This is a genomic window from Alteromonas sp. CI.11.F.A3 (assembly GCF_032925565.1).
Lineage (GTDB): Bacteria > Pseudomonadota > Gammaproteobacteria > Enterobacterales > Alteromonadaceae > Alteromonas.
Window position 1 is genome coordinate 3,528,322 of sequence record NZ_CP136708.1, and the last position, 24,442, is coordinate 3,552,763.

At 43.5% G+C, this 24,442-nt stretch carries 22 protein-coding genes, 1 tRNA gene and 1 riboswitch; of the genes, 3 read left to right on the forward strand and 20 right to left on the reverse strand.

What is annotated here, in order from left to right; genetic code table 11:
• Positions 1 to 26 precede the first annotated feature (26 nt).
• From argS to R1T43_RS15230, 3 genes are all read right to left on the reverse strand, one after another.
• On the reverse strand, positions 27 to 1,757 hold the full coding sequence (gene argS / locus R1T43_RS15220) for an arginine--tRNA ligase (protein WP_317350259.1): 1,731 nt from the start codon (positions 1,755 to 1,757) through the stop codon (positions 27 to 29).
• 14 nt (positions 1,758 to 1,771) lie between these two features.
• Entirely contained in the window at positions 1,772 to 3,361 is a 1,590-nt protein-coding gene (prfC, locus tag R1T43_RS15225) for a peptide chain release factor 3 (RefSeq protein WP_159529530.1), read from the reverse strand.
• A gap of 654 nt (positions 3,362 to 4,015) precedes the next feature.
• Positions 4,016 to 5,179 (reverse strand): MFS transporter, encoded by a 1,164-nt coding sequence (locus R1T43_RS15230; RefSeq protein WP_317350260.1) that lies wholly within the window; start codon positions 5,177 to 5,179, stop codon positions 4,016 to 4,018.
• 112 nt (positions 5,180 to 5,291) lie between these two features.
• Between R1T43_RS15230 and R1T43_RS15235 the strand changes: the two genes are divergently transcribed.
• Positions 5,292 to 6,179 (forward strand): LysR family transcriptional regulator, encoded by an 888-nt coding sequence (locus R1T43_RS15235; protein WP_317350261.1) that lies wholly within the window; start codon positions 5,292 to 5,294, stop codon positions 6,177 to 6,179.
• 21 nt (positions 6,180 to 6,200) lie between these two features.
• Here the strand turns inward: R1T43_RS15235 and R1T43_RS15240 are convergent, their stop codons facing one another.
• The 10 genes from R1T43_RS15240 to R1T43_RS15285 all read right to left on the reverse strand — a co-directional run bounded on the left by R1T43_RS15240 (position 6,201) and on the right by R1T43_RS15285 (position 13,743).
• Positions 6,201 to 7,136 carry a DMT family transporter gene (locus R1T43_RS15240; RefSeq protein WP_211071214.1) on the reverse strand — a complete coding sequence of 312 codons (936 nt, stop codon included), beginning with the start codon at positions 7,134 to 7,136 and terminating at the stop codon, positions 6,201 to 6,203.
• Between the two features lie 172 nt (positions 7,137 to 7,308).
• Positions 7,309 to 7,608 carry a 2OG-Fe(II) oxygenase gene (locus tag R1T43_RS15245; protein ID WP_211071213.1) on the reverse strand — a complete coding sequence of 100 codons (300 nt, stop codon included), beginning with the start codon at positions 7,606 to 7,608 and terminating at the stop codon, positions 7,309 to 7,311.
• A gap of 137 nt (positions 7,609 to 7,745) precedes the next feature.
• Positions 7,746 to 8,195, reverse strand: a complete 450-nt coding sequence (gene rimI, locus R1T43_RS15250) for a ribosomal protein S18-alanine N-acetyltransferase (protein ID WP_317350262.1) — start codon at positions 8,193 to 8,195, stop codon at positions 7,746 to 7,748.
• A gap of 24 nt (positions 8,196 to 8,219) precedes the next feature.
• Positions 8,220 to 8,903 carry a hypothetical protein gene (locus R1T43_RS15255; protein ID WP_317350263.1) on the reverse strand — a complete coding sequence of 228 codons (684 nt, stop codon included), beginning with the start codon at positions 8,901 to 8,903 and terminating at the stop codon, positions 8,220 to 8,222.
• Between the two features lie 165 nt (positions 8,904 to 9,068).
• Positions 9,069 to 9,145, reverse strand: a tRNA-Trp gene (locus tag R1T43_RS15260).
• A 115-nt stretch (positions 9,146 to 9,260) separates the two neighbouring features.
• Complete coding sequence (locus R1T43_RS15265; protein WP_211071210.1) at positions 9,261 to 10,052, reverse strand: phosphotransferase; 792 nt, start codon at positions 10,050 to 10,052, stop codon at positions 9,261 to 9,263.
• Entirely contained in the window at positions 10,009 to 10,653 is a 645-nt protein-coding gene (gene pnuC / locus R1T43_RS15270; RefSeq protein WP_317350264.1) for a nicotinamide riboside transporter PnuC, read from the reverse strand. The genes R1T43_RS15265 and pnuC overlap by 44 nt, the downstream gene beginning before the upstream one ends.
• The gene (locus R1T43_RS15275) at positions 10,650 to 10,928 is read right to left on the reverse strand and encodes a YkoF family thiamine/hydroxymethylpyrimidine-binding protein (protein ID WP_211071208.1); all 279 of its coding nucleotides are present in this window, start codon (positions 10,926 to 10,928) and stop codon (positions 10,650 to 10,652) included. The genes pnuC and R1T43_RS15275 overlap by 4 nt, the downstream gene beginning before the upstream one ends.
• Before the next feature lie 9 nt (positions 10,929 to 10,937).
• Entirely contained in the window at positions 10,938 to 13,037 is a 2,100-nt protein-coding gene (locus R1T43_RS15280) for a TonB-dependent receptor (RefSeq protein ID WP_317350265.1), read from the reverse strand.
• A gap of 54 nt (positions 13,038 to 13,091) precedes the next feature.
• Positions 13,092 to 13,201, reverse strand: a riboswitch (TPP riboswitch).
• A gap of 113 nt (positions 13,202 to 13,314) precedes the next feature.
• Positions 13,315 to 13,743: an acyl-CoA thioesterase gene (locus tag R1T43_RS15285; RefSeq protein WP_013785028.1), complete on the reverse strand. Its 429-nt coding sequence runs from the start codon at positions 13,741 to 13,743 to the stop codon at positions 13,315 to 13,317.
• Positions 13,744 to 13,811: 68 nt separating this feature from the next.
• Here R1T43_RS15285 and R1T43_RS15290 point away from each other — a divergent pair, with 68 nt between their 5' ends.
• A complete protein-coding gene (locus R1T43_RS15290) occupies positions 13,812 to 16,253 on the forward strand; it encodes a GNAT family N-acetyltransferase (RefSeq protein WP_317350266.1) in 2,442 nt (813 codons plus the stop codon).
• 67 nt (positions 16,254 to 16,320) lie between these two features.
• On the opposite strand, the gene R1T43_RS15295 is transcribed toward R1T43_RS15290, so the two are convergent.
• From R1T43_RS15295 to R1T43_RS15320, 6 genes are read right to left on the reverse strand one after another with little or no spacing between them, the layout of a single operon-like run.
• Positions 16,321 to 17,586: a tetratricopeptide repeat protein gene (locus R1T43_RS15295; RefSeq protein WP_211071205.1), complete on the reverse strand. Its 1,266-nt coding sequence runs from the start codon at positions 17,584 to 17,586 to the stop codon at positions 16,321 to 16,323.
• Between the two features lie 2 nt (positions 17,587 to 17,588).
• On the reverse strand, positions 17,589 to 18,200 hold the full coding sequence (locus tag R1T43_RS15300) for an energy transducer TonB (protein ID WP_211071204.1): 612 nt from the start codon (positions 18,198 to 18,200) through the stop codon (positions 17,589 to 17,591).
• A gap of 1 nt (position 18,201) precedes the next feature.
• On the reverse strand, positions 18,202 to 18,600 hold the full coding sequence (locus tag R1T43_RS15305; protein ID WP_013785032.1) for an ExbD/TolR family protein: 399 nt from the start codon (positions 18,598 to 18,600) through the stop codon (positions 18,202 to 18,204).
• 11 nt (positions 18,601 to 18,611) lie between these two features.
• Positions 18,612 to 19,136, reverse strand: coding sequence for a MotA/TolQ/ExbB proton channel family protein (locus R1T43_RS15310; RefSeq protein ID WP_211071203.1), 525 nt, complete (start codon positions 19,134 to 19,136; stop codon positions 18,612 to 18,614).
• 1 nt (position 19,137) lies between these two features.
• Positions 19,138 to 20,496 (reverse strand): MotA/TolQ/ExbB proton channel family protein, encoded by a 1,359-nt coding sequence (locus R1T43_RS15315; RefSeq protein WP_211071202.1) that lies wholly within the window; start codon positions 20,494 to 20,496, stop codon positions 19,138 to 19,140.
• A gap of 6 nt (positions 20,497 to 20,502) precedes the next feature.
• Positions 20,503 to 21,264, reverse strand: coding sequence for a DUF3450 domain-containing protein (locus R1T43_RS15320; RefSeq protein WP_211071201.1), 762 nt, complete (start codon positions 21,262 to 21,264; stop codon positions 20,503 to 20,505).
• A gap of 824 nt (positions 21,265 to 22,088) precedes the next feature.
• On the opposite strand from R1T43_RS15320, the gene R1T43_RS15325 reads away from it, so the two are divergent.
• Positions 22,089 to 22,646, forward strand: a complete 558-nt coding sequence (locus tag R1T43_RS15325) for a 2OG-Fe(II) oxygenase (protein WP_317350267.1) — start codon at positions 22,089 to 22,091, stop codon at positions 22,644 to 22,646.
• 7 nt (positions 22,647 to 22,653) lie between these two features.
• Here the strand turns inward: R1T43_RS15325 and R1T43_RS15330 are convergent, their stop codons facing one another.
• Positions 22,654 to 24,378: a putative 2OG-Fe(II) oxygenase gene (locus tag R1T43_RS15330; protein ID WP_317350268.1), complete on the reverse strand. Its 1,725-nt coding sequence runs from the start codon at positions 24,376 to 24,378 to the stop codon at positions 22,654 to 22,656.
• Positions 24,379 to 24,442 lie beyond the last annotated feature (64 nt).

The window sequence follows — 24,442 nt, forward strand, 5'->3', positions numbered from 1 at the left end:
TGCCGATAACGCCTACGCGATCTACATTACATTTTTTCCAATGTTTCGATACCAAGCAGATTTAAGCCTTGGCTTAACGTGCTCGCTACAAGCGCTGACAAGGCCAAACGACTGTCTCGTACTTCCAGCTCAATACCGTCTTTTAGCATTGGACAAGCCTCGTAGAAGCTCATGAAGGCACTAGCTAGTTCGTACAAATAAGTACACAACACGTGAGGCGTTGCATCACGTGATACCAAGCCTACCACCTCTTCAAATTGTAATAACAGTACCGACAATGCGTGTTCTTGTTTTTCAACAATATTGATATCTACTGGCATAGTTTCAATGGCAACACCGGCTTTTCTAAATAAGCTTTTAACCCGCGTGTAAGCGTATTGCAAATACGGGGCGGTATTACCTTCAAAGCTCAACATGGTGTCCCAGTTAAACATGTAGTCAGTAGTACGGTTTTTACTTAAATCAGCATACTTAACTGCGCCAATACCTACTTTACGGGCAACTTCCGCTAACTCTTCTTCAGATAAATCATTGTCACGTTCGGCAATTAATTTACCTGCACGCTCTACCGCTTCATCTAATAGCTCAACCAATTTAACCGTACCGCCAGTACGGGTTTTAAATGGCTTTCCGTCACTGCCTAACATCATACCGAATGGGCAATGCTCGTAGGTTTGAGTGGTTTCCATAAAGCCTGCTTTACGGCCCACAATTTCGGTTTGCTTGAAATGTAGCGCTTGGCGAGCGTCGGTAAGAATTAGGGTTCTATCGGCGTTTAACGTGCCGCTGCGATAGCGCATAGCCGCTAAATCTGTGGTCGCATATAAATAACCGCCACCAGATTTTTGCACAATATAGACTGCTGGATTGCCTTCTTTATCGGCCAATTCAGGAATGAAAACCACTTGAGCGCCTTGGTCTTCTACCGCAATCTCTTTTGCTTTTAACTCACTAATTACGTTAGCTAAGTCGTGGTTATAGGCCGACTCACCCATGATATCTTCGCGAGTTAAGCTTACGTTTAGTTTTTTATAAACGTCTTCAGAGTGTGCAATAGACACATCAATGAACTTTTCCCATAAGCTTAGGCATTTTTCATCACCGCCTTGAAGCTTAACGACGTATTCACGTGCACGATCGGCAAAGCCTTCTTCGTCGTCGAAACGTACTTTTGCTTCACGGTAGAAATCTTCCAAGTCAGACAATGCCGTTTCAGCCACTTCTTGTTCAAGTTTGTCTGACAAATGCGCCAACAACATACCAAACTGCGTACCCCAATCACCCATGTGATTTTGGCGAATGACCTTGTGGCCTAAAAACTCTAATACTTTCACCACAGCGTCACCAATAATGGTGGTACGTAAATGCCCTACGTGCATTTCTTTCGCTAGGTTTGGTGAAGAGTAATCTACCACTACGGTTTGTACTGGCGATTTTGCAACCCCAATGCGTGGATCGTTTAGGGCCAATTCACACTGATTTGCCAACCACTCATTGTTCAAATGAACATTGATGAAACCTGGGCCGGCCACTTCTAATTTACTGGCCACATCATCAAGCTTTACAATCTCAACAATCTTTTCTGCAATATCGCGAGGCTTTTGTCTAAGCTGTTTCGCCAACGCCATTGCGCCATTGAATTGATATTCACCAAATTCAGGACGAGCACTGCGCGATACAGGAATAGGTGCGTTTTCAACACCCATTGTTTCTAAAGCTTCACTAAATCGATTAATTAATAATGCATGTATATTCATAGTTATTCTTTATCTTAATTTTCGCGCGTGTTTTTAAATTCGATGTCTGGGTAACGTTCTTGCGACAACTGTAAGTTCACTCTAGTAGGGGCGATATACGTAAGGTTATCGCCACCATCTAGTGCAAGGTTTTGCTCACCCTTGCGGCGGAACTCATCCAGCTTTTTCTCGTCTTTACAGTACACCCATCGGGCAGTGTTTACGTTAATGTGCTCGTACAATGCATCAACATTGTATTCTGCCTTCAAACGGGCGACGACCACGTCAAACTGAAGTACACCTACCGCACCTACAATGAGGTCATTATTGGCAAGCGGCCTAAATACCTGAACCGCACCTTCTTCTGAAAGCTGGATAAGGCCTTTTAGCAATTGCTTCTGTTTTAGCGGGTCGCGTAATCGAATACGTTTAAATAATTCTGGTGCAAAGTTAGGGATACCACTGAAGCGATAGTTATCACCTGAGGTAAAAGTATCACCAATTCGAATGGTCCCGTGGTTGTGCAGGCCAATAATATCTCCTGCATACGCCTCTTCTAGCAAGGCTCTATCGCCGGCTAAAAAGGTTAAAGCATCGGAAATACGTACATCTTTGCCAAGTCGTGAGTGACGCATTTTCATGCCCTTCTCATACTTGCCCGATACAATACGGCAAAATGCGATACGGTCACGGTGTTTAGGATCCATATTCGCCTGAATTTTGAATACAAAACCGCTGAACTTGGTATCTGTTGATTCAACTGGGCTTTCATCAGTCTCACGGCCTTGTGGCGCGGGAGCCCATTCAACCATGCCATCAAGCATATGGTCGACACCAAAGTTACCCAATGCAGTACCAAAAAATACTGGGGTAAGCTGGCCGTCTAAAAAGAGCTCTTTATCAAAGTCGTTTGATGCACCGCGAACAAGTTCTAGCTCATCACGCAAGGTTTCAGCCAGGTCGCTACCAATGGCATCTTCAAGCTCAGGGTTATCTAGCCCTTTTAAAATACGAACGTCTTGGATGGTGTGCCCATGCCCACTTTGGTACAAAATGGTTTCGTCACGATAAAGGTGATAAACCCCTTTAAAGCTTTTCCCGCAACCGATTGGCCAGGTAATTGGCGCGCAAAGAATATCGAGTTCGCTCTCAACTTCGTCCATTACTTCTAGTGGATCGCGTATATCGCGGTCGAGCTTATTCATAAAGGTTAGGATAGGCGTATCACGTAAACGGGTAACTTCCATCAATTTACGGGTTCTATCCTCTACCCCTTTCGCAGCATCGATAACCATTAAGCAAGAATCTACTGCGGTAAGCGTACGGTAGGTATCTTCCGAGAAATCTTCGTGTCCGGGCGTATCCAGTAAGTTAACCAGATGGTCGTTGTAAGGAAATTGCATTACAGAGGTAGTTACAGATATACCACGCTCTTTTTCCATCTCCATCCAATCTGACTTCGCATGTTGGCCAGACTTTTTACCTTTTACCGTACCTGCGGTTTGCAGGGCGTTTCCGAACAACAGTACTTTTTCAGTAATGGTGGTTTTACCCGCATCTGGATGCGAGATAATAGCGAACGTTCTTCGCTTATTGATTTCGTTTAGAAAATCGGCATTTGCCATGAAAAATCGGTCCCGTTTCGTACCCGTAATGGTACTTCAGTCTTGAGTATTTACTCGCTTTGCTTAGTGTCGTTCTTACAGTCGTACTAACTTGTGCTACGTGCTTTTGCTAACTGCTTTTGCACACAAGATAACGAAGGGACGCCAAGCATCACGCCTTCCCCTTTAAAGCCTTATTTGGCACCCAAAAAGTGGAAAGCATTGAGGGAGTATAAAAATGCCGCTTATTATACATTTGTGGCAGCTAAAAACACGCTCTGCTGACGTTTTTCTATTAACTCACCGTTAAATATTCTCTGATGGATAAATTCGTGATTTCAGAGATGAAAATAGTGCTGGCAAAAGAGCTGCTAAAAGAGGCGAAAAGAGGCGAGAAGAGAGCCAATTAAAGACATAGTAGCGGGATTAGTGATAGGGCTGAAAAGAGCGCTGTTAAAGCTGTGGTGAAAGTGTTTTTTTAGGCAGAGATAACTGCCGTGATGAGAGAGCTAAAGAAAAGATTTCATAACCTCATATTCTCTAAAACTCAGAATTTTTTAATCTCATGATCTATTGATAGCAAAACGGGCGGCTCAACACCTTGCTATTATGTTGCGCCGCCGTTCTTTTTAATATTTAACCTTTTAAAACGCTAACGATTTAACAAACTCAAGCTTAAGCTGTGCGCGCATCTAAGGAACCACTGAATCGAGTTGCTACCAGCGCTGCTAAACAAATCACGCCACCCACCCAGGCGGTATCTCGTAATTCCATGCCTTCAACAATTGCACCACCTAACACTGAACCCAGTGCAATGCCAATATTGAACGCAGCAATATTTAACCCTGATGCCACATCTACCGCATTTGGGGTGTATCGCTCGGCTAATTTCACCACATATACTTGCAAGCCAGGTACATTACCAAAGGCAAATGCGCCCCACACCAATACGGTTAATACAGCACCTATTTGGGTGTTCATGGTAAATGTTAGGGTAAATAGTATGAGCGCGAGAGCAGTAAAAATAATAGTAAGCGCTTTTATGGGCCCTTTCTTATCGGCAAGTTTACCGCCATAAATATTACCAATGGCCACAGACACTCCGTAAACCAGCATGATAATGCTTACCGCAGAAGGCGCAAAACCGCTCTCTTGCTGTAATATAGGGGCTAAATAGGTGAATGCGGTAAAAGTGCCGCCGTAGCCTAATATGGTCATCAGATACACTAACAATAAACGGGGCTGCACTAACACCTTAATTTGATCTTTTAGTGTGGCAGGTTTCGCCTGCTTCAAATTGTTCGGCACTAAAAATGCGCTGCCAATTAATGCTAAAAAACCTAATGCAGATACCACTAAAAAGGTGGCTCGCCAGCCAAAGGTTTGGCCAATCCACGTACCTAATGGCACGCCTGTTACCAGTGCAACGGTTAAACCAGTAAACATAATGGCAATAGCACTGGCTTCTTTGTCTTTACTTACCAAACCTGTGGCAATGGTAGAACCGATAGAGAAGAACACGCCATGGGCAAGCCCTGTTAAAATGCGTGCCATGATCAAGCTCTCATAACTGGGGGCTTGCCATGCCAGTAAGTTGCCACCGACAAACAGTGCCATTAGCGTTAACAGCACGTGTTTTCTATTCCATTTTCCGGTTAACGCAGTTAACACCGGCGCACCAATGGCCACGCCAAGGGCGTATAAGCTAACCAGTAAACCCGCGCTAGGCAGTGAAACACCTAAATCGGCAGCAATAGTAGGAACTAAACCAACAATAACAAATTCAGTGGTGCCTATAGCAAACGCACTGAGGGTTAACGCAAACAATGCAATGGGCATTTTTATCCTCAAAAAGTAAGTTTCAGTGCGTGCATTGTGCAGATTGTTTTCGTTGCGAAAAACAGCAATAATAACAAAATACCTTTGTGATTATTGATAAAGTAAAAGCTAAATGAGCGTAAGTGCTAAAACCGAAGATATAGAAGCGTTTGTTGTCGTAGTAGATGCAGGCAGCTTTTCTCGCGCCGCTGAATTGCTGGGCCAGCAGGTAGCAAAAGTTTCTCGCGCTGTGGCGCGTTTAGAAGGCGTGCTTAATGTTACCCTACTTAACCGTACCACCCGCCGACTGGAGCTAACCGAAGAAGGTGTAGTCTACCTACAGTACGCCCGCGACAGTGTGAACTTACTAGAAAAAGGCGAAGAAGCGTTACGGCTGCTAAACCAAAAACCTTCTGGGTTATTAAGAGTAGATGCTGCAAGCCCTTTTGTGCTGCATCAGTTAACCCCATTAATAGGTGGATTCCGTGAGGCATATCCAGAGATAAAACTCGATATCACCAGTCACGATAATATTATTGATTTGCTTGAACACAAAACTGATATTGCCATTCGGATTGGCGCCTTAAACGATTCTAATTTGCATGCCAAAACCTTGGGGCGAAGTGCACTTCATTTGGTGGCGAGCCCAGCCTATTTAGCAAGTTCTAATATTGATGTGTCTATAACGTCATTGGGCGAACATCGACTCATTGGCTTTTCCAGTGGCGCTAGCTTGAACCGCTGGCCTTTATCAGAAGAGGTAAAACTTAATTTCGATTTAAAAGCATCCAGCGGGGAAACCATCAGGCAGCTTTGTTTAGCAGATCAAGGCATTGCCCTACTGTCGCACTTTATGGTGGCAGACGATTTAGAAAACGGTAAACTTGTCAGCGTATTAGGCGAGCACTTACTTACACCAAACAATCGAGAGCCCGTGCAAGCGGTGTACTACCGAAACAGTGCAGTGTCGTCACGTATCTCGGCTTTTTTAGATTTTATACAGCCACGTCTCAAGCTGTAGCGACTTGTTTATTGGCCCAGTTTATTTGGTTTGACCAGGCACCTTGGATATCAATTTCTTTAGTGCCGACTTTGGCAACGCGTTGAGGGTAAGTGCACAAAGCATTACAGTGGCGCCAACAATCACCATGGGCAGCAAGGTTTCACCTAGTAACAGTACCGAGCTTACGTAACCAATGATTGGCGTAAGCGTGCTAATAAGTACGATGCGCTCAGGCGGAAGCTTAGGCCCTGCAGACACCATAAGACCAAAACCCAACCCAGTAGCGATTGGTCCAATGTAAGATAGTGACAACCAACCTCGCGCCCCGTATTCAGCAAAGTTGGGGACACCCTCAATAGCACAGGCAATTGCTAGCATTACTACTCCAGCCAATGCAAATTGCCAGAACACCGCATCAATAACACTACCATGCCATTTGTGAAATGAAACACGCCTTATCGACACGGCCCACAATCCCGAAGCTAATAGCATGCCAAACAAAGGTAACCAAGCACCAGGCTGGCCCGACGCGAATAATATTAAGCCAACGCCAATTGTAGAGATACTCGTCAGTAAAAAACGTTTTGCTGCAGGTCGCTGTCGATACCACACGGTATCAATCACCAGCATCCACAGTGGTGTGGTGTAAATTAAAATACTCGCGGTACCGGCAGGAATGTACTGCAGGCAAACCGTGATTAACCCCATAGAGCCAATGAACTGCACCAAGGCTACCGTAAAGATAACCGCGCGATCGGGCCGTGAAAAAGTAGGTAATCGTTTTTTGGTGATAAACACAAACAAGGCGATAACAGGCAAGGCAAATAATAACCTAAGTGTCACCATCCAATACGCACTTACGGAATCTAAACCTAGCTTCATTGCTGGCCAACTTAAGCCTAAGCACAACACTGAAACAAACAGCATTTTAATGCCTTTTGCTTGAACTGACGGAGGAGGCAACGCAGAAGACATATTCAATACCTATAAAATGAAAAAGCATGCGCTATTTCACAAAAAATAAGACAGTAAGTGACATTTCACTTAGCCGCGCAATATACGCGAATAACCTGAAACCGGATATAGACCTTAACGACGTAATTAGGCGCCTTATCGCGCATAAAGGACAAGGGAAATAAAGGTTAAACTAAGGTAATAATATTGCCACAGACAATAGTTTGCGTTGCCCTTGTTGAATGGGCGTAACACTATGACTGTACAAATCAGGCCGAAAGAAATAAACACGGTTAAATAAGTTAAAAATAACCTTGTCGGCACAAAACACCCCACCTACTTTTGGCTGCTTTAATACCACATTAAACTTATAGTATTTCCCTTCGCTTACAGGGTCGTTATGTCTCATTACCCGATGACCTTCAGGATAGGTCACAAGATTAATGGCAAACCGTTTAAATCGCACAATCTCCCGATTGATAACCTTTGGCATTTATCCTCTTTAGTTAGTTTTTAACAACGTAAACATTGAATGTTATTGTCTCAGAGAACAGGAGTAGACTGATAGTGCGCGGGTAGATCGAGAAGGTATAACTTGTGCGATTGCGTGTTTAGTTTAGCTTCTTGGGTTTAAAGCGAGGCTTTCATTATTTTAGCATCTTCTTTGCCGTTAGCGGTTTGATAATAGCTTTTTCTTACTTCGATATGCTCAAAACCGGTATGTTCGTAAAGGTTGATTGCCCCAATATTACTGGCGCGAACCTCTAACCACATTGAGGTCATTTCGTTGTGCTGGGCGTGTTGTTTTACGTACTCCACTAAAGCCCGCCCTATCCCTTCTTGGCGACAACGCTTATCTACCGCAATATCCATCAAGGTAGCTTCATCAACCACTTCAAGTACCAATGCGTATCCCACTACTTGATCATCTTTTATAGCAAGGGCACCGAAATAGGGAGCCGTAGTGCAATCAGCAAACGTTGCAAAAGACCAAGGTTTAAATTGGGAGGCTTCGTGAATACCGTGGGCTTGCGCTAAAGCACTTTGACAACTTGTATCTGAAACTAATTGGATATGCAAAATAGGTCAACCGAGTGAGGGAATTTAACGTGCTTCTGGCGATTTTACATTGTTGGGCAAAGCACAAAGCATTTTCCACAGCTGCTTTTGCATCGCTGCCGTCAGTAAGTGAGGCGCTGACGGTATAACAATGCCACCGTTAGTTACTGCTACGTCTTGCCCTAGCTTCACCTGAGTACTGGTGAAGGGTAATTGAAGATAAGCGAGCGCAACATCTAAATCTTGCAGCCACTGCTTGCCCTGTAAGCGCTGTGCTTGGGTTAATTCAACCATAGCAGGTGTATTTATCGAAGCAGGGTTGGACAACACATTCGATAATTGGCTGGATGATTGGCTCGAAGCATTAACAGACTTCGCTTTTGGTGCACTCTTGCTTGCAGCGCTATCTGCGTTACTACCTACCGAGCGCGGTGTCGCTGACGACGAATCACTAGCGTTCGGGCTGGTAGCTTTTGTTTGGCCAGAGGCTTTGGTTGAATCTGATGATACTTGAGCACGAAGTTGTGCCAACCGGCTTTGCTTTTCTTCATTAGAAGGCATGGCCGGTGAATGATTGCTGGTCGTTGCAAAAGAAACATTAGCAGAGGGCTTATTCTCAACATCAGTCGCAACCGAGTTCGTGTTTTCAACTTGCAGCGATGACTGGTTCACCCAGACAGGGATCCCCATTTCTTGCAACACAGCACGCTGAAAAGTAGAAAGCGACATAAAAATCCAACCTCGTTTAATTACTTAACATTGTATAGCAACGCGATTAAAAATGGCAACGCGAATAAAAATGGCAGATACAGAATGACTAACTTGCTGAGTTTAACTTAGCTTAAGAAGAATAAATAATGATAAAAATTGAATTTAGAAAACAAGAAGGGAAAGTGGCAGGGGTGGAGGGACTCGAACCCCCAACCATCGGTTTTGGAGACCGCTGTTCTACCAATTCGAACTACACCCCTAGCGCGCTGTGCATTATACGGATGACATATAAAAGGTAAAGCATTTTTCTACTACCTTATGCACTACCGCTTATTAAACAAACAAAGCGCTGTGAAAACAAACAAAAAGCGTATTTTAGCCAGCGTTTTGCTTGGTTGCCTCAAGCGCAGCCAGCCATAAATCGTTAGTTACGTTAACGATTTCCATGTGAAGTTGAACTTGCGATAAGACCTCATCTTCATCTTTACCTACTTCTTTTGCATAGGCGATGGCTAATGCCTGTGTTTGCGCTTCACTCATTGCGTTTATCTTTGCACACCCAGCCACATCGAAATAGCGATTACCCATGGCTGAGTATTCCCAGTCAACAATGAAAGGCGTTGAGTCACGTACCACATGATGAGCAAGTAGGTCGTTGTGACACAGCACATAGTCTTCTGTGCTACCTTCACTTTTCACTAAACTTGCCCGAAGTTGGATAGCGCGGTCGAAAAGCGCATCGCCTTCTTTCAATCCAGCGGAGTGCATATAGTGCAACCAACGAGAAAATAAATTGAGAGGTCTAGCGGTGATAGGCAGGGCGTGGACACGGGCAAGTACTGATGCCAACGCTTCGGGAGAACGAATACTGGGATGAGGATCAGTTTCCTCCTCCCATTGCTCTACCCAAATTAATTCATCATCGCTTAACCAAATAGGCTTTGGTGCAATGCCTCGCTCAGCAAGTTGCTGTTGCAATACAAATTGATGGAATCTGTCGATGCCGCTAAATGCATCTTCCCCCACCCATTTGACAGCAAACCCACGATTATCATCTTTAAGATGATACACCTGATTCACTATGCCAGCGGGGTGACGTTCCACTGTAGCTGAATCAGATAAATTAAGTGCTTCTTTCAAAAGCGGAATGATAGTTTCCGGTTTCATCTTGCTTATTCCATTGCGCTAACCATTGTAGATACCCAAAAATCGAGAATCCTACATACCCAAGGAACAAGCATGCTGATAATGCCATCCCCACTTGAAAGTATAGAAAGGCGGAGGCCAAATTAATAAAGAACCAGTAAATCCAATTTTGTAAAACTTTATGCGCCACCATAAAAGTGGTAATTACACTCAAAAGATGGATACTCGCATCGAGTAGTAGATGATCACTATTAAATTGGGAAGTGACTAATTTAGATAATCCCCACGCACAGCACAACAGCACAGGGACTATTGTAAGATGTATCCATAGCGGCCATGAACGCACTGGCTTTTCTGTGCCTTCATCCCCACCTTTCGTCCATTGATAGTAACCGTAGCCCGCCATTATCATATAGAAAAAATTCAGCATGGATTGAAACGGTAACGTCACCTGCCAAAACAGCCAGGTATAGATAGCCGTGCTGGCGAAGGCACAAAGCCAACACCAGCTATTCTGTTTTGCCGCAAGCAGCACATAGGCAATGGCAAGCACTACAGCCAACCATTCCAGTTTTGATGTGGCCGCTATCTGCGACAAAAATTCAGTGAAAAATGCACTCATGCTTCAGTTTTTCTGGCTTGCTTATTCGCCTGCATAGCATCGTAGTTTAGAAACTTCGCCACGAAAATAGCCTGTCCAACTTCTTCATGAGTGCGCTGCATTTCCTTACCAAGAATAGACATCACATGTCCGTAATCACCGGATACTTGCGTGCTGGTAGAAGTAGTCAATACACCAATATCACCGTAGCTATTCAAGCGATCAATAAATTGCTGAATAGGCTCAATATATTCACCTACTAATGGGTATAACGATAGCTCAACCATGACTTGCATAGCATACTCCTAGAATTGGTATTTAACGGTAACACCGAACTGTCGGCCATTACCTAATTGATAATAAGGTTCTGCAAACGCATACTCATCACGAGGGTCATTGCTAAACCCACCAAAACCTCTGGTGTAATACTCATTATCGAAGGCATTTTTAACCCACAGGCTGGTTTGCCAGTTATCAGAAAACCATACTATTTCACTGTTTACTAGTGTTGTCGAAGGGGCTTCTACGTCATGCCCATCAGAAAAACGGTAGCTATCTTTGAAATCAATATCAATGCGCCAAAGCACATCATCAGTAATGGATAGCTCACTAAATAAGTTAGCCGTGTATTCAGGTGCTTGTGCTTGGCGCTGTTTTTCAATCACAGTGCCATCGGTAAGCGTATAATCTTCAAAAGTTGCATCTAGGTAGCCCAAACTCATGTTCATGGTCCAGTTTTCATCTACCAGCCAACTTAACTCTAGCTCAGCACCTTTGTTAGTGCCTATATCTGCATTGTCTATAATGTCGATAAAATCAGCGGTACCATCTTCGCGTATTTGAACATCAAAATTACTTACTTGCGTATCGTCCCTGTCCATATAGAAAAGGGCGGCTCGCATGGTAACTTCAGGCACCAATAAAGGCCCTTTTACACCAAGCTCGTAGTTCCAGTTATATTCTTCATCAAAGAATCGCTGCTCATCTGATACGCGTTCGTCAGGGTTATACCCTGCCCCTTTGTAGCCGCGAGAAATACTGGCGTAGTAAAAGTGGTTTTCACCTGTGTATTGCAATGCCACTTTACCGCCAGTCATCGTAGTATCATGACTACTTTCAAGGCCATTGTTATCTGAGTAATCAAAACCGTAGTTTTCGACACGTAACCCTGCCACTAACGTTAGGCTAGTGGTAAGTGTAGATTCAGTCTGTAAATATACCGCCTTGGTGGTGGGTTCATACACACTGGTAAAATCACCTGAAGCATAGGTGTATTCACGTAGCAAATCTTCTTCACTGGTTTTATAAAAAGCGCCAAGTGTCCAAGCAGTGGCACCATTGAATAACGCAGCACTGTCTGAAGATACAAACCTTACTTCTGCGGTTTGTGTGTCTACATCACGAAAATAAGCGTCAAATGAGGTATAGCCGAAAGGGTGAAAACCTTCGTAAGTCCAATCTTCGTCATATCCGTAACCGATATTATGGGAAGCGTGGGTGGCAATTAAAATAAAGTCACCGCCATTAGTGCTGGTGGTAGCTCGAGCACTCACCGCATGAGTTTGATGAGTGTCAAAACCTGGCTCATCAGATAACGTCTGATTATTGTTATCTAGCGAAAACGCATCATAACCATTGTCGATGTCATACCAACGATACGTCAGCGCCAAAGTGCTTCTTTCGTCGATATTCCCAGCAACACTTATGCGCGCTGCGGTTTCATCAAGATTATTCGTATCATCACGTTTTTGCTCGGCGCCGTCACTGTTAACTACGGTATTTTCTACAAAACCATCACTGCGGTTATGCATTAGTGCAACGCGATAACCCCAGTCCTGATTGATATCGTTGCCGGTAGCAGCTTCCACTCGATAACTGTCTTTATTGCCCGCTCTAAATTCGACGTAATCAGGGCCATCTGAACCGACTGCATTGCTGGAAAGCTTTACTGCCCCAGCCAATGCGCCAGAACCAAATAACGTGGCTTGAGGACCGCGATATACTTCTAATTGCTGGGTATCAAATAACAGCCCTGCTGCCGCTAAACCTGAGAAATCAAATTCATCCATAATAAAGCTAACAGACGGGTTAATAGGCTCTACAAATTGACTACGTTCACCGATACCGCGAATTTGAACAAAGCGGCCGCGAGAAGCGCCTGCGGCGAAGTTCACGTTCGGCACACTGTTCAGCACACTATCAATATGGGTAGGCTGGCGACTGCTTAAGCGCGTAGCGCTCATAACGGTAGCACTTGCACTTAGTTGGTCTAATACAGTTTCGCGAAAGTCTCCGCTAACGACAATACGTTCAACGTCTTCAAGTTGTGTTTCTTGCTGAGTAGTTTGTGCGCTAACTGAAAGCGATGCGGCAAGTAAAGAAAGACAAAATATAGGTTTTTGCATGGGATCTCTTATTCTTTTTTAAGAAAAAAGATCCGGGTGTACGGCAGGTGATACGACTATGTGGTCAACCATCCCTACGCCGGCATTATCCGGATCAGGTGTAAGGGTTCTCACAGTGATGATGTGAATCTCAGTCCGCGGTACGGACACCCCTTGGTATATGCGTTCGGTTTGAATACCAAATACAGCGAGGAGTCTACCAGTTACGCCAAAACCGTCAAGATATTAAACGGTTAACTTGACGTAACAATAGGCACGCTATTCGTGTTATGTAAGCTTATTTTTGTTCTTCTAATTCAAGATTAAGCTTTCGCACTTCTTCGTTAGTTTGAGACACTAGCGCCTCAAGGGTTTTACCATGGGCTGCAGGTTGACGTGATTCTGGGTCTACTTTAACGAAGACAATATCATCGGCGAAACAGATGGTTTTTTTAGTGGCTTTATTGCGCACTAGACAACTTACCGTAATCGACGTTCTACCCACGGCTTTAGTCTCAAGACCAAACTCAACAATATCACCTTGCAGTGCAGGAGACTCAAAACTAATTTCCCCAATATGTTTGGTTACCAAACAATTGGTTTCTAATTGGCAAATTGCCCAAATAGCAGCCTCTTCATCAATCCATTCAAGCGCGCGGCCGCCAAATAAAGAGTTGGCATAATTTAAGTCGTTTGGCATCACTAGACGCCGAGAAAGAAAGCGCATTCGAATTCCTTTAGATAAGTAGTTACTATAAGCAGAGAAAGTCTTAATTATACCGAAAAAACTCACCTATGGCGCCACCGGAATTAACTCAATGGTTGTTTAACCCTATTTATTCGCAAGCACGACATACTGAGCATCGTCGTCTACTCGTGCTTTCTGGTGAATACGAGTGGGTAAATAAGAATTTAACGTCTATTTTAAGCGATATTCCCTCCACACTTATCGTCAAAGAAGTAGGCGCTCAGAACTCACTGCTCCGTAAACATTTGTTAGGTAATGAATGCGATATCGGGGTGGTACATGCCCATCAAGGGTTCAACCCTGGAAACCTCATGGCCATTGCTGGCACCATTCGATGGGGTGGGTGTCTTATTTTATGCTGCCCTACGCTCGACTCTTGGCATTTGCACACCCGCCCTAGTCACCTGTCACATGGTTTTACTGCATCACCAAGCCTGTATATAAAAAGACTTGTCGCAAGACTAAAAAACGATGCACATGTAGCCATTTGGAGTTCCAACAACTGCCATATTCCTGATTGGGTAGCTGGTGATACCGTAGATTCGTTAAACCGGCTAAACCCGGTTACCTCTGAGAGCTCTATCAATCAGGTACTATCAGAAAACGCACACGCAACACAGCCATTAGATGGTGAGGAAACCCGTAGGCCACAGTTCAAATCAGTTGAACAGCAGGCGGCATTTGATTGCCTGACAAACAGATGGTCGCAAGGTAATCGTAAAGCTGTCATCACAGCGCCTAGAGGCAGAGGAAAGTCTGCGCTTTTAGGGATGTTTGTTGCATCAAGGCTTAAAAAGGGCGAAAAAATAGTAATCACTAGCGCCATTCGTGAAAACACGAGCACCCTTTTCAAGCATATTCGCATAGGCATAGGAATAGGAATAGACATAGAGTCATCAAATTCAGAGAAAAAGGCACAAGGAAGCCTGGCTGCTGATTGCGGTACTGATTCTAATGGTACTACTAATTTTAATAGTACTACTGATGCCAATGGTAGTACTGATGATGAGTCAGGTATTGCTGGAACTGTCACTAAAGTGGCTTTTGCTATTGAGGATTTTGTTAGTGAAGCAGTCTCTCATCAAACTTCAGAGAGTGAGAAAAGTGGATCTGCACAGTGGCTTGCGCCAGATAACTCAACGCTTATCAATGGTGACTATGACTTACTTATTATTGACGAAGCAGCGTCCTTCCCCTTACCTGTACTTAAGTTATTAATTGGCGCTCATGATAACTATGTGATCAGCACGACATTGCAGGGATACGAAGGAAGTGGACAAGGCTTTATGCAACGTATGCTACCGGCTTTTAACGCTGAAGGCGCTTTGCACCTTTCATTGAGCACACCGCTGCGATGGATACAGAACGATAAACTAGAAAGCCTCATACATATTATTTGCTTATTTGAAGGAACAGAGTCATTTAATACCTTTAGTGGAGCACCGCCAGAAATACTGCGAGAACTAAGGCAAGAACTACGGCAAAAATTACAACAAAAAGCACCGTCAGATAAATTTAGCGGTGACTACAGGATAGGTTTGGTGTCTGCATTGTCGGAACACGAATTACATTGTGTGATGCAACTGTTAGCCACTGCACACTATCAAACCACTCCTGACGACTTCATGCGGCTTTGTGACAGCCCAGATATCGTATTGTTTACCCAATGGGTCGACTCTCGTTTAATCGCTGCAGCAATAATAAATTGTGAAGGCGGCGAGCCTTTAGCAGATGTACGTGAAGGAATTGCAGATGGTTCCCGCCGCCCTAAAGGCCATTTAGGGGCGCAGAGGCTTACACTACTCACGGCAAACCCCTCCACTGCATCATATCGGTACTGGAGAATAAACCGCATAGCAGTTGCTCCTCATCTACAAGGCCAAGGGCTAGGTAGAGGCCTGGTAAGCTTTATTAACGAGCAAGCCTCTGCACAAAACATAGATGCACTGACTAGCTCTTATGGCGCTTCTGACAAGCTTAATCACTTTTGGCAGCAATGCGGATTTACGCTTGTGGATATGGGGGAAAAACCTAATAAAGCAAGCGGTGAAACCAGTGCATTGGTTGTAAAAAGTATCTCTGAACGCTTCGGTTCACAACAAGAAGTATTGTTATGCTTGTTTACCCATAGCCAAGCAACCGACATTGTTCCTATGAGTAAGCTTCCAACCATCACTCGAAATACACTAATAAAAAAACTAAATCAGTTCGTTGATGCGACTAGACCATTAAACCAAGTTAGCTTAGCAATAAACGCATTGGCTGCAGAGGTTTCTGTGTCCACCCAGAGTGCTAAGCATACTGAAAGAGCTACTAAAGCGTGCACGAGTGAAACGGATGAAGTCACGCCTGAACTTCTTTTGTTACTGACTAATTCCCCGCTACCTTCAAATAAGCTTATAAAGCTTTTAGGCGTGAATGGTCGTAAATCATTAACTGAGTCATTAAGAAAAAAGATAGGCAATATGTTGGCTTCTACAACAATATAAACCTGGGTCTATTTTTAGCAAAAAAAAGACCTCCAAATGGAGGCCTTTTTATTTATCGGTATAACTACTAAATGTTAATACCGCGGTTTTTAGCCTTCTCTTTAATGTAAGGCTCCCAAGCCGCCGCATTACGACGTAGCGAGCGATCTTTCTTCGCTTCTTGGATGTGCTTATAAGCTTCTCTGAAGTCGCCTGCATAGAAGTTCGCTTCCATAAGTGTGAAGTGAACTTTACCAGGGTTTTCTACACCACGCTCTAATGCATTGTTTAATGCTTTAATCGCGCCTTTGTAATCTTCAGCAACTAGCAACAAGGTACCTTGCTTTCTGTAATGCTCAGGGTCTGAACTCTTCGCAGCAGCTTTAGCGTAAAGCGTAGCAGCCTTGTCATAGTTTTTAGCCTGGTGATATGCGTTAGCAATGCTAGCTAGCATATCTGCATCTTCTTCTAGCAAACCAGATTTAACGTGTTTTTCCAAAATTTGAGCAGCTTTAAAAGGCATGCCGTTAGTTTGGAATAACTGAGATAACGTTTTAATCTCGTTTACTTTCTTAAGGTAGCCTTGGATGTAAGCCATCTCAAACGTAGATAAGCCCTTCTCGAAGTCTTCTACTGAAAGGTAGAAGAAGCCAAGCTGAGTCCACCAGCGAGGTTCCTCAGGGAAATTGCGAACTAATTCTTCTGCAACTGCCACTGTTTGAGGAAACATCTTACGCTCGTAGTATGACGTTAGCTTTAACACATAAGGGTTTTTGTTCGGCTCATCATACAAAGCTATCGCTCTGTCAGCTGGCTCAATCATCTTATCTAATTGGCCTGCTTCATAATAAGCTTGCGCTAAACGGGTATAAACGTCTGCATCTTCTTTACACGTAAAGTCCATCCACGCGTTATACCATTTAATCGCATCAGTATATTTGTTCTCTTGCATGTTCAAATCACCTAATAACTTAAGTGTTTGAGAATGCTCAAGGTCATTCAATACTTTAGGTTCTACAGACTGGTTTAAATAACCAAGTGCTTTAGAACCTTTACCTTCTTGTGCAGCTAATAAGTTACCAATAAAGCGATTTACATACGCAGCATCGAAGTCTTCAGAAGGGTCAATTTCATATAAAATGTTTAACGCTTCATCAACTTGATCTTCGTTGTAAAATTCAAATGCTTTTTGAACTTTTTTACCTGTACGCTCGCCTACTAAGGTTGTTTTGGCTTTTTCGTAACCAGGGCACATAACAGGTGAAGACTGCGCTAGTGCAGCTGGTGCAGAAAACACTGCACCGGCACCAAGCACTAAAGCAAATGCAGACATTTTGAATTTATTTTTCATCATGATCATTGCTCCAGTTTAAAGTCTAGCTGTACGAACATGCCAGTCTGCTTAACAGCTTTGCCGTCAACAATCTTAGGCTTGTATTTCCACTTACGTAATGCACGTCGTGCCTCACGGTCGAATACACGCTTAGGTTCAGCTTCAATTACTTCGATATCGTCTACACCACCAATTTCATTAATAGTGAAAGACAATCTTACCCAACCTTCACGGCCATCACGGGCTGCGTCAGGTGGATATTTCGGATCGATACGAACGATTGGAGTAGCATCGCCATCGCGCTGCATAGCGCCGACACCACCAATGTTTACACCAACACCACCAGTATCAATAGCTGGGATTGCTAGGCTAAAGCCATCTGCATCCGGTTCAGCTGCTTCTGGCTCAACAAGCTCCATTTTAGGAGGCTGCTGAGGCGGAGGTGGAGGTGGAGGCGGAACACGTTGACGCGTTTGCGTCTGATCGTCTGGTTCCTGCATCACAATATCGATTACCGGTGCTTCAGGTACTTCGTCCGCCGGTCTGGCTGAGTTTTCAATCAACTTAGCCATAAGTACGAACAGGGCAAATGCAACACCAGCACCTAACAATATAGATACAATTATACGTAACATCTTAACCCCTTGCCGCTACCGAGACACGGTTAACGCCTGCAGCTTTAACCTGGTCCATTATTTCCACTACCAAACCATGCTTGGCCTTAACATCAGCCTGAATGATTACATAGTCAGTTGGCTGCTCGGTAAGCAGTCGTTCAATATTCGCTCTAACGCTGTCCGGCGCTACTTCACGTTTATCTAACCAAACGCTCCCATCTTCTGTAACTGCTATGAAGATGTTCGCGTTCTTGTGAAGAACCGCCTGGCTCGCGTCGGGCTTATTAACTTCAATCCCTGCTTCTTTAACGAAAACAGTGGTAACGATAAAGAAGATCAGCATGATAAACACGATATCCAACATGGGTGTCATGTCAATCTGTGCGTCTTCTTCCTCGATTCTGACTTTTCGAGCCATAATATCTCTCTCTAATGATGTGGCAGGCTATCAACTAACCCTTCGCGTGCCAGCTTCACTTTCGCTTCGAGACGAGAACTGATGAACAGTCCAGAAAGCGCGGCTACCATTCCCGCCATAGTCGGGATTGTTGCCATGGAGATACCAGCTGCCATTAATCGTGCATTGCTGGTGCCTTGTGTCGCCATCGTCTCGAAAACACCGATCATACCGGTTACTGTTCCCAGTAGCCCGATTAACGGACACATTGCAATAATGGTGCGAATAATCAGCATTCTAGCGTTCAGATCATCTGACGCCTGAGAAATCCACGCGTCACGGATTCTATGCGCATACCAAGATGTGGTATCTGCTCGGGCATCCCAATTTTTGATGATGTTTTTCTTCACCGTTGGGAAGACCGAGGTTAAATACCAATAACGCTCAATCATTAAAACCCACATGAGAAAGAGCGCGGCAGCAACGAAATAAAGCACGTCACCGCCGGTAGCGATAAAATCCCTGACCGATTCAAATAATCCAATCAGGTAATTCATTCTACACTCTCTCCGACTCTGAATGAGCTGCTACGATACCCGCAGTTTGCTCATCAAGAATGTGGATGATTGATTTGCTACGTGAAGCTACGATGCTGTGAGTAAGAATCAGTGGCAATGCCGCGATAATACCTTGAGCCGTAGTTACAAGCGCCATAGAGATACTACCAGCCATCATACGAGGGTCGCCTGTACCGAACAATGTGATTGTTTGGAACGTCGCGATCATACCTAGTACTGTACCTAGTAGACCTAGTAGAGGTGCAATTGCTGCGAAGATCTTAATTACGTTAATGCCGCTTTCGATACGTGGAAGTTCACGTAGGATAGCTTCATCAAGTTTAAGTTCTAAGTTTTCAGCATCAGCAGCTTTGTTCTCTTGATAAACTTTCAAGATGCGACCTAGAGGGTTGCCATCTGAAGGGTTACCTGGGTTTTTAAGCTGTGAACGCATTTTACCAGCAACTACTGTAAGCGTGATTAGCTTGTAAAGACCGATAAGTAGACCAATCGCTAGCATTACAGTGATTGTGTAACCTACTACACCACCTGCATGATAACGCTCAGACATAGTCGCTTTTTGCTTCAACAGACCAAGGATAGCGCCTTGAGATGGGTCAGCGTAGAAAGGAACCATACCTGAAGTCGCAGCGATTAAATCGTCAGCTGAACTTACAAAGTGTCCGTCTGGTTGGCGACCAAGAGGCTGAACGATTTCGTTTTCAGCATCATAAGTTAGGTAGCCATCTTCGCCTACAAGGTTGAAAGTACCGATACGAACAACTTCTTGCTGTGAAGAACCGCCATCAAGGTTAACAACTTCTGTAGTGAAACGAACTGTTTCGCCACCTTCAGTCATTTCTTTCTGTAGAGCAAACCATAGGTCTTCTAGTTCTTGAATGTTAGGAAGACCTTTAGAGTCTTCTGCCATTCCAGCTAGGAACTCACCACGGCCTGGGAATTGAGCACTAACGATTGATGTAGCAACACGGCCGTAAGCTTCAGAAGACGCTTGACGAACCACACCGAACATCTCACCAAGCGTACCAGTTGCCTGATCTAGCTCAGCTGCTTTCTCGTTTAGCGTTACTTCGTTGTCAGAGAATTGTTGTTGAAGACGGTCGCCACGACCTTGTTCAGCTTTCAATTCAGATTCTGCTTTGCGAAGAAGCGCTTGCTTGTCTGCACGAGCAGATTGGAATTCTGCTTCACGCTGTTTGTTGATACGTGTTTCAGAAACACGGTTATCCTGAACTTGGTCTAGAAGTTCTTTAAGGCTCTTTGCTTCCTGAGCCTGAGCTCCGGTTGCTACAACCGCAAGAGTGGCAGCGGTTAAAAGAGATTTGAATACTGGTTTCATTAACAATTACTCCGCTGCACTAATTGGTAGTTTGATCAGGTCCGCAGGAATGACGTTATTAGCCATTTTAACTGCGTCAACAACTGAAGACACATACTCGTCTCCAAGCTGTTCCCATGCGCGGCTTTCATTGTTCCATGCCCAAGCGTTTTCTTGGTCAAGAGACAATGCCACTAGTGCAGTACGACCTAGGTTAAAGAAGTCAACAGTCACTTCAGTGCCGTTGCTATCGATAGTACCTTGGTAAGAGTTAATCTTAGTGCCGTACTCAACTTCAACCAAGTATGCTTCGATTACTTGGCGGAACTGTTCTGAAACAGTTACGTTAGAGTTAGACATAACATCACGTAAACGCTGTACACGCTCTAGACGCTCATCTAAGTGAATAGGACGGTCAAGTTTGATGAATTTCTCAAGACTATCGATCATGCGGAACATAAGAGGAACGATGCCCTGCTTAGTTTGCTCGATGCTGTCAATCTGACGTTGCAAAGAGTCAATTCCACGTTGTTGATCTGCTACAAGACTCGCAATGTAGTCATTGTATATTTTGAGGTTTTCTGTCTCATCTACTGTTTGACGGTATTCAACCAGTAATTCTTGAGACTGTTCAAACAACGTGTTGATTTTTTCCTGAGATTTCGCTGCAGCCGCGTGGATTTTCGCTTCTTCTTTATGAAGGTCATCAAGCGTATCTGCAGAGACTGCACTACCTGTTAGTGCGAAAGCACCGATAACAGTAGAAGCAATAAGAGTTCTCTTGCTCATTTTGGACATAGTTCCCAACCAAATTTCTTATTTGAATCCTCGCCGATAAAGGAAAACAGTTCGGGCAAGGGGCGTATTAAACTTTTACAATTATGTTTTAGGAATGTAGTACGGACCTTAGCTTCCAGTACTACGAACGTATTATACTCACACGGATTACAGCACTGAGTCAAGTAACACCCTGTTTACACCAAGTAGATTTTTCATCATCTGTTTAATATACGTTCGAATTCTCCTGCAGAATTCATTCCAACGTACAAATAACTGGCAAATACGGGGTTATTTTTTTGTCTATCAGCAAAAATATACCCTGTTTTTACTTGGCTTTAGGCCACCCTATCAGGGTGTATCGAGGTTTTTAGCGAAAGGTGTTAAATAAGTAACACTCAGGATATGTTTTACATCAAAAAAGCATTTAGTGTTAAATTCAGGTGATCACGCTTCGGTGGTCTTACCATTTGGTCCGAAAATTAAAGCAAACCGATCTAGCGGAAGTTCCATTTTGGTGCAAGATGTAGAGTATAAACCTATCTACGCCCATTATTGAGCCTTATCATTTCACACCCGCTTCAAAATCAACCAACCGATGCGCTTTAGATGTGCGTTATAACTCTTTAAATTCTGTAGCACTTTTAGGTATCCCATTTCTGAGAATTTTTAGTTATGTGGAAATCTTATTTAAGATCCCCAGAACTTAGAAACAACCTCGCAACGAGATTCTATTATTTATCTTTTTCATTCGCGCACGATTTATTGGCGTATGGGTTTTGATTTGGTAATAATACGAATGCCTTAAACAATAAAACAACTAATCAAAATTATTTATGAATCAATCACCGAAATACAATTGTCTGATTAATGATAAGCCAATATGGGTTTTTGATAACCTTTGCACAGTAGATGAAACAAGTACTATTTTTAAAGGGTTAGAGATAAGCGCTTTTAAACGAAATGAAGTTGCTCGCCCAGATACCGCTCAGTTCCGACATTGGGCCGTCTCTCTTTCTGAAGAGCAAATTAACGGCTTAGCCGTGTATCAACGTGCTATTCGCCAAATTAGTCATACTACTGGTAAACAGTATCGTGCTTATCGTGGATACGTTAACTATGCATCCTATGGTGATATGCTTTTTACTCACACTGATTGCTTGCCTGAAGCGGATGAACTCACTGTGTTGGTATTCCTATGCCCGGAGTGGGATATCGAGTGGGGTGGAGAAACTTTATTTTACAACGAAGATGATGATTGTGAATTCGCATGTACTCCAAAACCAGGACGTACTGTCATATTTCATGGGGCGATCAAACATGTAGGCAGACCACCCAATCGAATCTGCTATACATCTAGATACACATTAGCCTTCAAATTAGAACTAGCCTAATCTTTAGTTATGACTCAGGTACTATATCAAATGCGACCGTTAATCTTTGAGTATCTGAGTAAATTGGGTTAGTTCCGTGCCACATGTAAGATGGAAAAAACACAACATTTCCGGCTATAGGCTTAATGGCGAAATCTTCTAACATTTCGACACCCTTAATATCTGGGCGCCCGAAGACCAGCCAACCGTTGCCATTTTCCCTTACTTCATCGGGCACATCAACGTAAAGTACACCGCTCAACCATCCTTCAGAATGATAATGCGACTTGTGAAACCCCGCCTTTCTCAACCTAACTGACCAACTCCCAATAAACCGCAAGTTAGAGTGAATACGAGAGAGAAAAGGGTGTTTTTTTTGCGTTGAAAGAGAGCACACAAACGACTCTGCTCTATTTTTAAGGGCAGACTTAAGGGTTTGAATTAAATGATGTTCACTGTCTAGTAGGTTTTCAAATGTTTGAGTGCCATTCCTGAGCGACTGCCCTATGGGGTGTTGAGTACTGCTATGCAATGTATTTAAATATTCCGCCAACTCACCGATAAAAGATGTGTTTTCTTCAGAACCTTCCAATAGTGATGTAACATTAATAAAATCCTGATACTGACATAATGTTTGATATTTTATCTCATCACCATTTGCTTTATAGGCAGTGGATAACAGCGTCCAGTAGCCTTGATTCAAAGGAGCAATTCGACATACTAATTCGAGCACGCTGATAGCTTCTTTAGCTCGGTCGAGGCTCAACAACGAATAGCTTTTTTCGATAAGTAATGGCAGTGACTCAGCACTTTTGGTGTTAGGAAGGCTATTTATAACATTGAGCGCTTCTTGGAATTGACCAAGTCCCCTTAAAGCGTTAGATAAACTAGCTACTGCTGCAATTTGGATGGTCGGGTCTTGCTTCGCAACAAGCTTTTCTAACCAGAGTTTAGCTTTTTCAAAGTCATCGACCTTGAGCATTAATTCCGCATAAGCCATTACTAAACCGGGTTGTTCGGTAGATAATACTTTTTCTAAAAGGGCAAAAGGATTATTAACATTTTGTATCCAAGCAAAATGTGCATACTCCTTGTGAAGCGTGACATTCAAAGGATATTTTGACAGCCCTTGTTCATATACTTCAAATGACTCTTTATGGGTGCCTTTAAGCGCTAATATAGCCGCAAGATTCTGGTATATTTCTGCACCAGCAACTCCAGTATCCAAGGCGCGTTGGTAACAAATGAGCGCTTCGTCTTGTTGCCCAATCCTACGTTTAATGTTACCTAAATTATTGAGCGCCTTTATGTTTGACGGGTCTATTTCTAATATTTGTACTAAATATTTTTCTGCTTCTACGTTCTGTCCTTCCTGACTCAAAATAGACGACAGCATTAACAACAAATCTAACTTTAACGGGTGAGCCTTTATTAATTCCCGTACATTTTTTTCGGCTTCGGCATAACGTTCTTCAGCAAAAAATGTCCTTGCCAAATTATATTTATAATCATAACTCTTTGAGTTTATTTTGTTGGCTTTGCTAAATAACATTAGCGCCTTTTTATTCTGACCCGCCTCAAGTAAGAGATTTCCGAAACTATTCATCAAATCACACGCACTAGGAAAGCGCTTTAGCCCTTTTTCGTAAGCTTTCGTTGCTTCATTGACGAAACCCAACTTACGCAAAGCACTTGCTTGTAACTGAGGCACAACTGCATCTACACGGAGCAGTGTTGGATTTAATTTAATCATATCCAACACCACATTGTATTCGCATTTATTATACGCCTGAATAAGTTGAGGAATGATTATAGAG